Annotated in this window: 15 protein-coding genes; 10 read left to right on the forward strand and 5 right to left on the reverse strand. The window is 59.5% G+C overall.

The annotated features are described in order from the left end of the window. The first annotated feature begins 118 nt into the window (after window positions 1-118). Entirely contained in the window at window positions 119-970 is an 852-nt protein-coding gene (gene motA, locus TU81_RS17270) for a flagellar motor stator protein MotA (protein ID WP_038978700.1), read from the forward strand. 3 nt (window positions 971-973) lie between these two features. Then, window positions 974-2002: a flagellar motor protein MotB gene (gene motB / locus TU81_RS17275; protein WP_048396135.1), complete on the forward strand. Its 1029-nt coding sequence runs from the start codon at window positions 974-976 to the stop codon at window positions 2000-2002. 293 nt (window positions 2003-2295) lie between these two features. Here motB and TU81_RS17280 read toward each other — a convergent pair whose 3' ends face one another. The 4 genes from TU81_RS17280 to rsgA all read right to left on the reverse strand — a co-directional run bounded on the left by TU81_RS17280 (window position 2296) and on the right by rsgA (window position 5396). Continuing rightward, complete coding sequence (locus TU81_RS17280) at window positions 2296-2781, reverse strand: toll/interleukin-1 receptor domain-containing protein (RefSeq protein ID WP_038978702.1); 486 nt, start codon at window positions 2779-2781, stop codon at window positions 2296-2298. After that, window positions 2781-3740, reverse strand: coding sequence for a caspase family protein (locus tag TU81_RS17285; RefSeq protein ID WP_038978703.1), 960 nt, complete (start codon window positions 3738-3740; stop codon window positions 2781-2783). Before TU81_RS17285 ends, TU81_RS17280 begins: the two co-directional genes overlap by 1 nt. Window positions 3741-3743: 3 nt before the next feature. Beyond that, on the reverse strand, window positions 3744-4151 hold the full coding sequence (locus TU81_RS17290) for a TIR domain-containing protein (protein ID WP_048396136.1): 408 nt from the start codon (window positions 4149-4151) through the stop codon (window positions 3744-3746). A 213-nt stretch (window positions 4152-4364) separates the two neighbouring features. Continuing rightward, window positions 4365-5396 (reverse strand): small ribosomal subunit biogenesis GTPase RsgA, encoded by a 1032-nt coding sequence (gene rsgA, locus TU81_RS17295; protein ID WP_007902636.1) that lies wholly within the window; start codon window positions 5394-5396, stop codon window positions 4365-4367. A gap of 107 nt (window positions 5397-5503) precedes the next feature. On the opposite strand from rsgA, the gene orn reads away from it, so the two are divergent. Together orn and TU81_RS17305 are read left to right on the forward strand one after the other, a co-directional pair. Next, on the forward strand, window positions 5504-6046 hold the full coding sequence (orn, locus tag TU81_RS17300; RefSeq protein ID WP_008068863.1) for an oligoribonuclease: 543 nt from the start codon (window positions 5504-5506) through the stop codon (window positions 6044-6046). Window positions 6047-6227: 181 nt separating this feature from the next. Then, window positions 6228-6839 carry a trimeric intracellular cation channel family protein gene (locus TU81_RS17305; protein ID WP_030128339.1) on the forward strand — a complete coding sequence of 204 codons (612 nt, stop codon included), beginning with the start codon at window positions 6228-6230 and terminating at the stop codon, window positions 6837-6839. A gap of 116 nt (window positions 6840-6955) precedes the next feature. Here TU81_RS17305 and queG read toward each other — a convergent pair whose 3' ends face one another. After that, entirely contained in the window at window positions 6956-8020 is a 1065-nt protein-coding gene (gene queG, locus TU81_RS17310) for a tRNA epoxyqueuosine(34) reductase QueG (RefSeq protein WP_048396137.1), read from the reverse strand. A 63-nt stretch (window positions 8021-8083) separates the two neighbouring features. Between queG and TU81_RS17315 the strand changes: the two genes are divergently transcribed. The 6 genes from TU81_RS17315 (at window position 8084) to hfq (ending at window position 14702) form a co-directional block, all read left to right on the forward strand. Beyond that, complete coding sequence (locus tag TU81_RS17315) at window positions 8084-9583, forward strand: NAD(P)H-hydrate dehydratase (RefSeq protein WP_048396138.1); 1500 nt, start codon at window positions 8084-8086, stop codon at window positions 9581-9583. Further along, on the forward strand, window positions 9571-10041 hold the full coding sequence (tsaE, locus tag TU81_RS17320) for a tRNA (adenosine(37)-N6)-threonylcarbamoyltransferase complex ATPase subunit type 1 TsaE (RefSeq protein ID WP_038978707.1): 471 nt from the start codon (window positions 9571-9573) through the stop codon (window positions 10039-10041). The genes TU81_RS17315 and tsaE overlap by 13 nt, the downstream gene beginning before the upstream one ends. After that, window positions 10042-11469, forward strand: a complete 1428-nt coding sequence (locus TU81_RS17325) for an N-acetylmuramoyl-L-alanine amidase (RefSeq protein ID WP_048396139.1) — start codon at window positions 10042-10044, stop codon at window positions 11467-11469. Next, on the forward strand, window positions 11466-13376 hold the full coding sequence (gene mutL, locus TU81_RS17330) for a DNA mismatch repair endonuclease MutL (RefSeq protein WP_048396140.1): 1911 nt from the start codon (window positions 11466-11468) through the stop codon (window positions 13374-13376). The genes TU81_RS17325 and mutL overlap by 4 nt, the downstream gene beginning before the upstream one ends. Next, complete coding sequence (miaA, locus tag TU81_RS17335) at window positions 13376-14347, forward strand: tRNA (adenosine(37)-N6)-dimethylallyltransferase MiaA (RefSeq protein WP_048396141.1); 972 nt, start codon at window positions 13376-13378, stop codon at window positions 14345-14347. Before mutL ends, miaA begins: the two co-directional genes overlap by 1 nt. Window positions 14348-14441: 94 nt before the next feature. Further along, a complete protein-coding gene (hfq, locus tag TU81_RS17340) occupies window positions 14442-14702 on the forward strand; it encodes an RNA chaperone Hfq (protein WP_007902656.1) in 261 nt (86 codons plus the stop codon). Window positions 14703-14711: the final 9 nt, after the last annotated feature.

Consider the following 14711-nt stretch of genomic DNA (forward strand, 5'->3'; position numbering starts at 1 on the left):
ATTAGCTTTTCGATTGAACTGGCTATAGTCTGGCGCAGTTTTGCCGATAAGGAGAAGAAGAGATTTTTTAACTTCCGAATATGACCTTGAACCCGACTCAGTAAGTGCTCTCCTACCTATGGCTAAAATTATCGGCATCATCGTCGTATTCGCGAGCGTGCTCGGCGGATACGTGCTTTCCCACGGCAAGATTGCCGCCCTCATCCAGCCTTTCGAGGTGATGATTATCGGCGGCGCGGCCCTTGGTGCATTCCTGCAGGCCAACCCCGGTCATATGACGATGCACGTGCTCAAGAAGTCCTTGAGTATGTTCAGTTCGCGTTTCAACCACACCTTCTACCTGGAAGTGCTGGGGCTGATTTACGAGATTCTTAACAAGAGCCGCCGCGAAGGCATGATGGCAATCGAAGGTGACATCGAAGATGCCGCCGCGAGCCCGATCTTCGCCAAGTACCCGGCGGTCCTGAAAGATGACCGCATGACTGCGTACATCTGCGATTACCTGCGCATCATGTCCTCCGGCAACATGGCTCCCCATGAGCTTGAAGGTTTGTTCGACATGGAACTGACCAGCCTCAAGGAAGACCTGGATCACCCCTCCCACGCAGTCAACGGCATCGCCGATGCCATGCCGGGTTTCGGTATCGTCGCGGCGGTATTGGGTATCGTGGTGACCATGGCTTCCCTGGGTGAAAGCGACCAGAAAATGATTGGCTTGCACGTAGGTGCGGCTCTGGTAGGTACCTTCTTCGGTATTCTCGCAGCCTACGGTTTCTTTGGCCCGCTGGCCCACGCCCTGGGTCACGATGCCAAGGAAGAACTGAACGTCTACGAAGCCATCAAGGCCTCGCTGGTGGCTTCGGCTTCCGGCATGCCGCCATCGCTGGCAGTGGAATTCGGTCGCAAGGTTCTGTACCCGGCGCACCGTCCTAGCTTCGCTGAGCTGGAACAAGCGGTTCGCGGTCGCTAAGTCATGGAAAATAACCAGCCGATAATCATCAAGCGCGTCAAAAAGTACGCGGGCGGGCATCACGGGGGCTCCTGGAAAATCGCCTTCGCGGACTTCGCGACGGCGATGATGGCGTTCTTCCTGGTGTTGTGGCTGTTGTCCACGGCAACGCCGGAACAAAAGATCGCCATCGCCGGTTACTTCAAGGATCCGGTCGGTTTTAGCGAAAGCGGCACGCCGTACATCATCGATCTGGGCGGCTCGCCGACCCTGGCGCCGGAGAACACCCTCAACCCCGAGGTGAAATCCCAGCCTCAGCCGGACAAGGTGACTATCGACTCCGAGCAGGTCGAAGGCATGGCCGAGCTGGTCGAGAAGGAGCGTCTGGAACTGCTGCTGCAAGAGTTGCAGAACAAGGTCGAAGAAAATCCGCAGCTACAGAAGTTCAAGGACCAGATCCTTTTCGAGATCACCCAGGACGGTTTGCGCATCCAGATCGTGGACGCCGAAAACCGCCCGATGTTCGACTCCGGCAGTGCGCGTCTGAAGCCGTATTTCGAAGACATCCTGCTGGCCATGGCTGACACCATCAAAGCGGTGCCGAACAAGATCAGCATCAGCGGTCACACCGATGCCAAGCCGTACTCAGGCGCCGGCGACTTCGGCAACTGGGAACTCTCGGCCAACCGTGCCAACGCGGCCCGCCGTGCATTGATCGCCGGCAGCTATCCGGACTCTCAGGTAGCGCGAGTCGTGGGTTATGCCTCGTCGGCGCTGTTCGACCGGGAGAACCCGTTCAACCCGGTCAACCGCCGCATCGACATCATCGTACTGACCAAGAAAGCCCAGCGTGCCATCGAAGGTTCGCAAGGTGCGGAACCTGCGCCAGTGCCGACGCAAGGACAGGGTGGCCCAGGCGAAGTGCCCACGCCGTCAGCCGATCCGAACGCCTTGCCGGCGGATAAGGAACCGCTGCCGGCTCATGAGCTTCGTGAGCGGTTGAATCTGTTTGATGATCCTGCGCCGAAACCGGGTGATCCGGTCAAGCAGTGATCCACGAAAAAGCCGCGAATGATCGCGGCTTTTTTGTTCGTGCGAAGGCATGACGCTGCTGGCGGTAAAAAACAAGGAATCAGGATCGCGCAGCAGTCTTACCTACCTTTGTGGCGAGCGAGCTTGCTCGCGCTGGGCTGCGTAGCGGCCCCAAAATCTGACAACCATTGCCGATTTTTGTGAGTGCTACGCACTCAAGCGGGAGCAAGCTCCCTCGCCACAGGTTTCTCACTGACTCAAGACTCTCTTAGGTGAACAGCATTGCGCGATCATCGCGGCTTTTTTTGCACCTGTCAGAAACCCCGTCGAATGCGGTTCTTGAGCTGGTCGTGGAACAGCTCGGCATTGCCTCTGTAGGTGCGGTAAAGGGATTCGTTGATCGACCCCAAAGTCATTGAGCGCTTGGTCGCTACTTCTTCACGATAGGCATCAATGAAAAACTCCAGATCCTTGTCGGTGCTGAGCTTTGGCCATTTATCGAGGTACAGCGGCAGTTCCGCTGGTCCGGTCTTGAATGAGCAGATCCGCCGGTTGCTGATGGTCGCTTCGCCGATTTCGAACGGCACCCACCAGGAATGTGCGGTCCTCTCAGAAACGACTGCGAGTAAGTGTGTGCATTCTGTGATGTTGCGGGTGATCACTCCAGTAATGTCGTCGGTTGTCTGGGACTCCGGATCCAGCACATCCAGGTAAGTTTTGATGTTTGCCTGCTTCAGACGGGAGTTGATTGCGATGGCGTGGGGGCGATCGCTATGGCGATAGCTGATAAACACTGGCATCAAAAATGTCCCTTGATCGCGAGTTCGCGGTAATAGGCGCCGAGGGCGGTGAGGCGGCAACCGGTGGAATGGAGGGCGGCGTAGTACATGTGTTCGGCGTCCACCGGTTCGATCAGGCTGTGGCGGTTGCACTTTTGCAGTTGGGAGAAGACTTCGCCGTGCTCCGGGTCGAACGTGGCTTCGGTAGGTTCGTAGCTGGGGTCGAGCGCGAACATTGATTCCGCCTCTTCGAACCAGTCGGGCAGTTTGCGCAGAATCTCTTTGGGGATCAGCGGGGAGACTTCTCGCAATGAAATGAACTGCGACACATTGGTCTTGAACACCGGGCGCTGTTCCCACGCGTCGAGAGCGTTGTCGACGAATGAATAGAGACTGCCGGGTGTGATTTTCCCCAGAATGTTCGCGGCGCCGCCGTGCAGTGCTTGCAGCAACAGTCCCGTGAAAATCCCGTGGTTGGCGCCTTCCATCGCCGGCTCCTCCTTTTTGCACGCGGTGAGGATGGTCATGCCTTCGCACACCATGCTGCTCTCGCTGCGTAGCGCCCGCACTTCGCCCGCCGAGCCTGCCTGGCAGCAGTCGAGAATAATCACTTTGTTTTTGATTTTTACGGCTTTGGTCGCCCAATTCAGGATGTCGCTGATGCGAATTCCATCCTTGGCGGATTTGTAGTCCTGGGGGATCAGCATGCCTTCGTCCGTATCGACGTCGAAGTTGCCGTGGCCTGCGAAGTACAGCAGTGCAACGCTGCAATCACCTGAAAACAATTCCTGGATATGTCCTTCGAGCTTTTCGCGGCTCAGATAATCTTCGGCGGAAGTCAGGACCAGGTTCTTGAAATTCGGATCGCCATTGGCGTCGGTTTTCAGCACCGAAGCCATGGCCATCGCGTCGTTGTTGCAACCACTCAATTGTGAAACATGGCTGTAATTATTAATGCCAATGAACAGTCCCTTGCGCATGGTTCAGCCCGCCGCGTGAGTGCGAATGGCACTGATGATGCTGTTGGTGTTCCACGCACACTCCGCGTGCGCCGCCCGGCGTACCACCGTGGAAATCCGCTCCGCACCAAACGGTTTCACCGCAATGATCACCTTGCCCATTCGCCTGGCGATCTCGATTTCCTTGTTGATCCACTTGCTGTAGGTCGAATACATCCCCGCCATGATCAGCACTGCCGAGCAGAGCCGAATCTTGTTTTCGATGGCTTCTTCAAGTTGCTTGTCGGTTTTCGCGCCGATGATCGGATTGTCCGGTGGCACCGAAAAGTTCTTGAACGTGAAGTCGGGTTTCGCATTGAGCAGGCGGACCAGATTGTCGTGGGCGTCTGAGTAGTTCCACGAGTGGCTGATGAACAAATGATAGGTTTGCATGGCTGTCCCTCGGTATCGCCAGAAATGCGATGAGGGCTCGAATGTATGCACTTGAGTGGCCGCAACAAGGCCTTGGCGGTTAAAGAGACGCGTCCTTCAGGCAGGCACGAAGAAGCCTTACAGAGAGGTCTGACGTTTAATTGAGGGGTTTTTTGTCGGACGCCACGAACGACCTACCGCCCCGTAATAGTCAGGGGCGGCTGGCACGTCTGTTTAATAACTGCTTTCAGGCAAACTGGCGATGATCGAGCGGTAGCTGTTCATCCGTTGCTGCTGCACGCGACCTTCTTCCAGGGCCTTGAGCAGTGCGCAACCCGGCTCGCGGTCGTGCTTGCAGTCGCGGAAGCGGCAGGTGCCGATCAGGTCGTTGAACTCGATGAAGCCGGCTTCGACGTCGGCACGGCTGACGTGACCCAGGCCGAATTCCCGAATACCCGGGGAGTCGATCAACTCACCGCCACCGGGGAAGTGGAACAACCGCGCGGTGGTGGTGGTATGGGTGCCCTGGCCCGACAGCTCGGACAGTGGGCCGACGCGGGTGTCGACTTCCGGCAGCAGGCTGTTGACCAGCGACGACTTGCCGACACCGGACTGGCCGACGAATACGCTGATGTGCCCGTCCAGCTGCTTCTGCAACTGCTCCATGCCATTGCCGTGGTGGGCCGACACTTCCAGTACCGGATAACCCAACGTGCGGTAAACCGCCAGCAAGGCATTCAGCGCCGGGGCGTTCTGCTCGTCGATCAGGTCGAATTTGTTCAGCAGCAGCAACGGCCGAATACCGGCGTGTTCCGCAGCGACCAGATAACGGTCGATCAGGTTGGCGTGAGGCTCGGGCAGCGGCGCGAAGACGATAACGATCAAGTCGACGTTGGCCGCCACCGGCTTGAGCTGACCACGGCTGTCGGGACGGCAGAGCTCGGTTTTACGCGGCAGTTGCGCCACGATCACGCCGATGCCCTGGTTCCCGGCACGCCACACAACCTGATCGCCGGTCACCAGCGCGGGCAGGTTGGCGCGCAAATGGCAGCGGAACACCTGGCCGGCCAATTCGCCATCGAGGGCCTCGACTTCGACCTGCACACCGAAGTGCGCGATCACCAGGCCCGTCTGTTCCGGACCCAGGTCGCCGCCTTCGAGTGCCTCGACAGCCGAGGACTCGCGTTTGGCGGCGCGGGCAGCGCGCTCGCCCTGAATCTTTTCGATGCGCCAGTTTTGACGACGATTGAGTTGGCGTTTGGCCATGGGTGTTCCGTATCGAGAATGCAGCGATTAGGTAAAACGGCCGCGAGTTTAGCACGCCCGGTGGCCTCCCTAGGCTAAACTGCGCACCTACGCCGAGGAGCCGACTCATGCAAAACCCGCTGAACCTGATCTGGATCGACCTGGAAATGACCGGTCTGAACCCTGATACCGACGTCATCATCGAGATGGCCACTATCGTCACTGACAGTAATTTGAACACCTTGGCCGAAGGTCCGGTGATCGCCATCCATCACAGCGACGAGATCCTCGCCGGCATGGACGAGTGGAATACCCGTCAGCACGGCGGCTCCGGGCTGACCCAACGGGTTCGCGACAGCCGTATCAGCATGGCCGAAGCAGAAGCCGAGACCATCGCCTTCCTGGAAAAATGGGTGCCGAAGGGCAAGTCGCCGATCTGTGGCAATAGCATTTGCCAGGACCGTCGCTTCCTTTATACCCACATGAAGTCGCTGGAAAGCTACTTCCACTACCGCAACCTCGACGTGTCGACCCTTAAAGAACTGGCCGCGCGCTGGGCGCCGGATGTACGCGACAGCTTCAAAAAGGGCAGCACCCACCTGGCCCTGGACGACATCCGCGAATCGATCGCCGAGCTGCAGCACTACCGCAAGAATTTCATTAAGTTCTGATTGCGCGCCACGGTCCTCCCTCTGTAGGAGCTGCCGAAGGCTGCGATCTTTTGACCTTGAAAATCAAAATCAAAAGATCGCAGCCTTCGGCAGCTCCTACAGGAAGTTGTGTTGTAGCTGCCCTCTTTTGGTGCTTCGGTGAAGTGGGTAGACTGCGCGCCTTCCTGCAAGGACCGCCACCATGTTGCTGATGCTCTACCTGATCGCTATTACCGCCGAAGCCATGACTGGCGCCCTGTCTGCGGGCCGTCGCGGCATGGACTGGTTTGGCGTGGTGCTGATTGCGTGTGTCACCGCATTGGGCGGTGGTTCGGTGCGTGACGTGCTGCTCGGCCACTACCCGCTGACCTGGGTCAAACACCCGGAATACCTGGTGTTGACCTCCGTCGCGGCGATGCTGACGATCTTCATCGCCCGCTGGATGCGCCACCTGCGTTCGCTGTTTCTGGTGCTCGACGCGGTGGGCCTGGTGGCGTTCACCCTGATCGGCTGCATGACGGCCCTGGAAATGGGCCACGGCATGTTGGTGGCTTCGGTCAGCGGCGTGATCACCGGCGTATTTGGCGGCATCCTGCGGGACATCTTCTGCAACGACATCCCGCTGATCTTCCGCCGCGAGCTCTACGCCAGCGTCTCTTTTGCAGCGGCGTGGTGCTATCTGCTCTGCATCTACCTGCAATTACCCGGTGAACAGGCGATCCTGATCACCCTGTTCGGCGGCTTCCTGCTGCGTTTGCTGGCGATCCGTTTCCACTGGGAAATGCCCAAGTTCGTTTATAACGACGAGGCTTGACCCTCACGAAATACCCCTTATCCCCAGGATGTACTCATATCGGTAGGAGCTGCCGCAGGCTGCGATCTTTTGACGTTGATTTTTTAAGATCAAAAGATCGCAGCCTGCGGCAGCTCCTACGCCAGACCGTGTTGTTTCAGGGCCCATTCGACGTGTTCGCGGACCAGTTCTGAAGGGTGTTCGCGTCGTGCCTTCAGCGCTTCCAGCACCGGAATACTCGACGGCGCATTACCCAGGCCGACCGCCAGATTGCGCAACCAACGCTCGTAACCCGCGCGTCTGAGCGGTGAACCCTCGGTGCTGCTTAGAAACTTGTCCTCATCCCACATGAACAGTTCCGCCAGCTCCGCGTTGTCCAGGTTATGCCGGGGTTTGAAATCGCTTTCGCCGGAAGGTCGGGCGAAGCGGTTCCACGGGCAGACGATCTGGCAGTCATCGCAACCGAATACCCGATTGCCGATCAATGGCCGCAAATCTTCGGGGATAGCACTTTTCAGTTCGATGGTCAGGTAGGAAATGCAGCGCCGGGCGTCCAGTACATATGGACCAACGAAGGCGTTGGTCGGGCAGATGTCCAGACAGGCAGTGCAGCGACCGCAGTGTTCGGTGGCGTGGGGCGGGTCGACCGGCAGTGGCAGGTCGACGAACAGTTCGCTGAGGAAGAAGTAGCTGCCAGCCTTGCGATTCAAGACCAGCGTGTTTTTGCCGATCCAGCCAAGGCCAGCCTGTTCCGCGATGGCTTTTTCCAGCACCGGGGCGCTGTCGACAAAGGCGCGGTAGCCGAACGGACCGATCACCGCCTGAATTTTTTCCGCCAGTTGTTGCACGCGTTTACGGATCAATTTGTGGTAATCGCGGCCCAAGGCATAACGCGAGACGTAGGCTTTTTCCGGTTCGGCCAAGCGTTTGGCCATTTCGGTGTCGCCCGGCAGGTAGTCCATGCGCAGGGAAACGACGCGAAGTGTGCCGGGCACCAGCTCTTCCGGGTGTGAGCGTTTGCTGCCATGGGCGCCCATGTACTCCATTTCGCCGTGGTAGCCGGCTTCGAGCCAGCGCTCCAGGTGCTGCTCATGCTCGGCCAGGTCGAGGCCGCTGATGCCGACTTGCTGAAAGCCCAGCTCGCGGCCCCAGTCCTTGATGGATTGGGCAAGAGCGGGCAGGTCTGTAGTAATAGCGGGCATGAGGCGAGAGAAACCGGAGCTGAGGTGCGTATAATTCTGCCAGACATCGGAGCCTGAAGACGCATGCCGCACACTAAAGATGAATTACCCGACGCGCTGTATAGCGCCGCGCAAGTCCGAGGGCTCGATGCGAGCCTGATTGCGGCCGGTACACCGGGCTTCGAATTGATGCAGCGTGCGGCGCGAGCGACCTGGCGCGCGCTGGTCCGTCATTGGCCGACGGCGCACGAATTGAGCGTGGTGGCCGGCCACGGCAATAATGCGGGCGACGGTTACCTGGTGGCCGTGCTGGCCCGACGTGCCGGCTGGCACGTGCGGGTGCTGGCCGCCGGTGATCCCGGGCGTTTGCAGGGCGATGCCGCATCGGCCCATGCCGAGGCAGTAGCCGAGGGCGTTGCCATTCAAGACTGGAACGCGCACTGCGAATTACGCGGCGTTGTGCTGGATGCCTTGCTCGGCACCGGCCTGACCGGTGAAGTGCGCGAGCCATACGCCAGTGTCATCGCCGCGATCAATGCCAGTGGGCTACCGGTTGCAGCGGTGGATATCCCTTCGGGGTTGTGCGCTGATACGGGGCGTCAGCTCGGCATTGCGGTTCGAGCGGACCTGACGGTGACGTTCATCGGTTTGAAGCTGGGTCTGTTCACCGGTAGCGCTGCCGATGTGGTTGGCGATTTGGTATTCAATGATCTGCAGGCCGCTCCAGAGACGTTTATCGGGGCCACGGTCAGTGCTCGTCGCTTGACGGCTGGTAATGCGCCGCGTCTGACCGGTCGCGCTCCCACTTCCCACAAAGGCAGCTTTGGCCACGTATTGCTGATCGGCGGTGATCGCGGTTTTGGCGGCGCCATCCTGCTCGGTGCACAAAGTGCTTTGCGCAGCGGCGCCGGGATGGTGTCCGTGGCCACTCGCAGCGAGCATGTTCCGGCTGCATTGGCGCGTTTGCCTGAAGCGATGGTGCTCGGCATTTCGTCGGCCAATCAATTGATGGGGCTGCTTGAGAAGGTCACGGTGCTGGTCGTCGGCCCGGGGCTGGGGCAGGGCGCCTGGGGACGCAGCCTGTTGTCGGCGGCGGCTAATGCGCCGCTGCCGCAGGTCTGGGACGCCGATGCGTTGAATCTGTTGGCCGAAAGTGGCGTGAGTTTGCCCGCACGTTGTGTTATCACGCCGCACCCTGGCGAGGCGGCGCGATTACTGGGGGTATCGACGGCCGAGGTTCAGGCCGATCGTCCGGCCGCTGCCCATGCATTGAGCAAAAAATACACAGCGGTGGTGATCCTCAAGGGCGCCGGCAGTTTGATCGCCAGCCCCGACGGGCGTCTGGCGTTGTGTCATCAGGGCCATCCGGCCATGGCATCTGCCGGTTTGGGCGATGTGCTGGCCGGTCTGGTCGGTGCCTTGCTCGCCCAGGGCATGGACGCGTACGACGCGGCGTGCCTGGCGGTCTGGCTGCACGCCAATGCCGGCGCGCAACAAGGTGAATACGGCCGTGGGCTGGCGGCCAGTGATCTGATTCCAGCCATTCGTCAGTTGTTGGAGGAGCAAGCACCGTGTCTGAAGTAACCCTGTACCTGGCTGATGAAGAGGCGATGACCGCGTTTGGTGCGCGCATCGCACAAACCACTGAAGGGCACGGTCTGATTTTTCTCGAGGGAGATCTGGGCGCCGGGAAAACCACGCTGTCCAGAGGCATTATTCGTGGCCTGGGGCATACAGGCGCGGTAAAAAGTCCGACCTTCACCCTGGTCGAGCCTTACGAGATTGGGGAGGTCCGCGCCTTCCATTTCGACCTGTATCGACTGGTCGATCCAGAGGAGTTGGAGTACCTCGGCATCCGCGACTATTTCGAAGACGATGCACTGTGCCTGATCGAATGGCCCCGGAACGGTGCAGGCTTTTTGCCAAAGCCCGACCTGACCATTACCATTAGCCCGCAAGACAGCGGGCGTTCGCTGAAAATTTTGCCCCAGGGCTCGCGTGGCGAGTTGTGGTGTGCCGCTTTGGCATTGGAATCCAATTAAATGATGGGGTTAGGTATGCGCTTTCGCGCGTTGGTTGCTGCCGTAGGATTGTTGTTTTTGGCGGTGACCGTCGACGCTGTGGCCGAGACGAAGGTCAACAGTGTTCGCCTGTGGCGGGCGCCGGACAACACGCGACTGGTGTTCGACCTGACAGGGCCCGTCCAGCACAGTGTCTTTACCCTGTCCTCCCCGGACCGGCTGGTGATCGACATCAATGGCGCATCTCTGGGGTCGCCGCTGAACGTCAATACCTCGAATACTCCGATCACCGCAATGCGCTCGGCTCAACGTACGCCGACCGACCTGCGAGTGGTCATCGACCTGAAAAAGGCCGTCACGCCGAAAAGTTTTACCTTGGCGCCCAACGCCCAATACGGTAATCGCTTGGTGGTCGACCTGTTCGATAACGCCGCCGATGCTGCGCCAATTCCTGTACCGACCAACGTTGTCACAGTGGCCCCGGTGCCGGTCACTCCGGTAGATCCGCCGGTCAAACTGCCACCAGCCCCGGCCGGCAAGCGCGACATCATTGTGGTGATCGATGCCGGCCACGGTGGCGAAGACCCGGGTGCCTCGGGTTCTCGCGGTCAGCGTGAAAAAGACGTGGTGCTGGCGATCGCCCGTGAACTGCAGCGACAGGTCAACGGCATGAAAGGCTTCCGCGCCGAACTGACGCGTACTGGCGATTACTTCATTCCGTTGCGCGGCCGTACCGAAATCGCCCGCAAGAAGGGCGCTGACCTGTTCGTTTCGATCCACGCCGACGCCGCGCCTTCGGCCGCCGCGTTCGGAGCATCGGTGTTCGCCCTGTCCGATCGCGGCGCTACGTCGGAGACCGCCCGTTGGCTGGCCGACAGCGAAAACCGATCCGACTTGATCGGCGGTGCCGGCAACGTCAGCCTCGATGACAAGGACCGCATGCTGGCCGGCGTACTGCTCGATCTGTCGATGACTGCTTCCCTGACATCCAGCCTCAACGTTGGCCAGAAAGTCTTGAGCAACATCGGTCGCGTCACGCCGCTGCACAAACAGCGCGTGGAGCAAGCCGGGTTCATGGTGCTGAAGTCGCCTGACATCCCGTCGATCCTGGTGGAAACCGGTTTTATCTCCAACGCCAACGAAGCTTCCAAGCTTGCCGCAGCGAACCACCAGCAAGCGCTGGCGCGTTCTATCAGCAGCGGTGTGCGGCAGTTCTTCCAACAGAATCCACCGCCGGGCACCTACATTGCCTGGCTGCGAGATTCCGGCAAGATCGCCCAGGGCCCGCGTGACCATCGCGTGAATCCCGGCGAAACCCTGGCGATGATCGCCGTGCGCTATCAGGTGTCCCCGGCCACCTTGCGCAGCGCCAACAACCTCAAGAGCGACGAGCTGAAGATTGGTCAGACATTGACCATTCCCGGCACTGAACTGGCGGCCAAAGAATGAATCAGGTGCTGACCAACACTGCGCGTATCGAACTGCTCAGCCCGCGGCTGGCGAACCAGATTGCCGCCGGTGAAGTGGTTGAGCGCCCGGCCTCGGTGATCAAGGAGTTGCTGGAGAACAGCCTCGACTCCGGTGCCAAACGTATCGATGTCGATGTGGAGCAGGGCGGCGTCAAGTTGCTGCGGGTTCGCGACGATGGCAGCGGCATTTCTGCCGATGACCTGCCCCTGGCCCTGGCCCGTCATGCCACGAGCAAGATTCGTAACCTGGAAGACCTTGAGCAGGTGATGAGCCTGGGGTTTCGTGGTGAGGCGCTGGCCTCCATCAGCTCCGTGGCGCGTCTGACCCTGACGTCCCGCACTCGCGATGCCGATCAGGCCTGGCAGGTGGAAACCGAAGGCCGGGACATGGCGCCTCGCGTACAACCGGCAGCCCATCCGGTGGGGACTTCGGTGGAAGTGCGCGATTTGTTCTTCAATACCCCGGCGCGCCGCAAGTTTCTCAAGACCGAAAAAACCGAATTCGATCACCTGCAAGAAGTGATCAAACGTCTGGCGCTGGCGCGGTTCGACGTGGCGTTCCATCTGCGCCACAACGGCAAAACCATCCTCAGCCTGCACGAGGCCCACGATGATGCGGCCCGCGCCCGGCGTGTAGCGGCGATTTGCGGTGCGGGTTTCCTGGAGCAGGCGCTGCCGATCGAGATCGAGCGCAATGGTTTGCACTTGTGGGGCTGGGTCGGGTTGCCGACCTTCAACCGCAGCCAGGCAGACTTGCAATATTTCTTTGTGAATGGCCGTGCCGTGCGCGACAAACTGGTGGCCCACGCGGTGCGCCAGGCTTATCGCGATGTGCTGTTCAATGGTCGGCACCCGACGTTCGTGCTGTTTTTCGAAGTCGATCCGGCGGGCGTCGACGTCAACGTGCACCCGACCAAGCACGAAGTACGCTTCCGTGACGGGCGCATGGTTCACGATTTCCTCTATGGCACTTTGCACCGCGCCCTCGGCGATGTGCGGCCGGAAGATCATCTGGCCGCGCCTGTCGCGACGGCGATTGTCCGGCCAACCGGGCTCGACGCCGGTGAGTTCGGTCCGCAGGGCGAAATGCGCCTGGCGGCCAATGCGCTGCTGGAACAGCCTCAGGCACAACCGTCGTTCAACACGCCGGCTGGCTCGGGCGCTGGTGCCGGTTATCAGTATCAGTACTCGCCGCGGCCTCAGTCCGGAGTACCCGTCGCCGAAGCTCAAGCGGCCTACCGTGAGTTCTTCGCGCCGTTGCCCGAGGCCAACGCGGTCGCGCTGCCAGCCGGGCAGGACGACATTCCGCCACTGGGTTACGCGTTGGCGCAGCTCAAGGGCATCTATATTCTTTCGGAAAACGCCCAGGGCCTGGTACTGGTGGACATGCATGCCGCCCATGAGCGGATCATGTATGAGCGTCTGAAAGTCGCGATGGCCAGCGAAGGCCTGAGTGGTCAGCCGCTGTTGGTGCCTGAGTCCCTGGCGGTCAGTCAGCGCGAAGCCGATTGTGCTGAAGAACATGTCGCGTGGTTCCAGCGGCTGGGCTTTGAGTTGCAGCGTCTGGGCCCGGAGTCGCTGGCGATCCGGCAAATCCCCGCGTTGCTGAAACAGGCTGAAGCCAATCGATTGGTTAGCGACGTTCTGGCGGATTTGATGGAATATGGCACCAGCGACCGGATTCAGGCACATCTGAACGAACTGCTCGGCACCATGGCCTGCCACGGCGCGATTCGCGCGAATCGGCGTCTGGCCTTGCCGGAAATGAACGGTCTGCTGCGGGACATGGAAAACACCGAACGCAGCGGTCAATGCAACCATGGCCGACCGACCTGGACCCAATTGGGCCTGGACGATCTGGACAAACTGTTTTTGCGCGGTCGTTGATGAGCCAGTTCCCTCCTGCGATTTTCCTGATGGGGCCGACGGCTGCCGGCAAGACCGACCTGGCCATCGAACTCACCAAGGTCCTGCCCTGCGAGCTGATCAGCGTCGATTCGGCGCTGGTTTACCGTGGCATGGACATTGGTACTGCCAAACCTTCCAAAGAAATTCTGGCCGAATTCCCGCATCGGTTGATCGATATTCTCGACCCGGCCGAAAGTTACTCGGCTGCTGATTTTCGTCGTGATGCGCTCGAGGCCATGGCCGAGATCACCGCGCGGGGCAAAATTCCGCTGCTGGTAGGCGGCACAATGCTCTACTACAAGGCTTTGCTCGAAGGTCTGGCCGACATGCCGGCGGCGGATCCAGATGTGCGCGCGCAAATCGAAGAAGAAGCTGCACGCCTTGGCTGGCAAGCCCTGCACGATCAATTGGCGGTCATCGATCCGCAATCCGCGGCGCGAATTCATCCGAACGATCCGCAGCGCCTCAGTCGCGCGCTGGAAGTTTATCGCGTCAGTGGTCAGAGCATGACTGAGCTACGCTTGCGACAATCTGCGCAAAGTACTGAAGCAGCCGCTTCGGGACTGCAACAATTGCCCTATACTGTCGCGAACTTGGCTATCGCCCCGGCAAATCGCCAGGTACTGCACGAGCGTATTAAACAAAGATTCACAAATATGTTGGAACAGGGATTCATCGACGAGGTCGTAGCCCTGCGAAATAGAGGTGACCTGCATTCGGGGATGCCGTCTATACGTGCTGTAGGTTATCGACAAGTCTGGGATTACCTGGATGGCAAGCTGACGCAAGCCGAGATGCAGGAGCGTGGAATCATTGCCACGCGCCAATTGGCAAAGCGCCAGTTCACCTGGCTACGCAGTTGGGCTGATTTACACTGGTTGGACAGCCTCGATTGCGACAATCTGCCGCGCGCCTTGAAATACCTTGGGACCATCTCCATATTGAGCTGAGTCCTTGCAATTGCCGTCTATCCTTGGGGGTGTGACGGCCCCAAGCCATCTGTTTACCTATTTTTTATATTGAATCCTTAAAGGAGTGCGGCACATGTCAAAAGGGCATTCGCTACAAGACCCTTACTTGAATACTTTACGTAAAGAGAAAGTGGGGGTTTCCATCTACCTGGTCAACGGGATCAAACTGCAAGGCACGATCGAGTCTTTCGACCAGTTCGTTATCCTGCTGAAAAACACCGTTAGCCAAATGGTTTACAAACACGCTATCTCTACAGTGGTGCCGGTTCGTCCAATTCGTCTGCCTAGCGCAACCGAATCCGAAGCAGGTGACGCTGAGCCAGGTAACGCCTGATAGGAGTCT

Source organism: Pseudomonas lini (assembly GCF_001042905.1).
Taxonomy (GTDB): domain Bacteria; phylum Pseudomonadota; class Gammaproteobacteria; order Pseudomonadales; family Pseudomonadaceae; genus Aquipseudomonas; species Aquipseudomonas lini.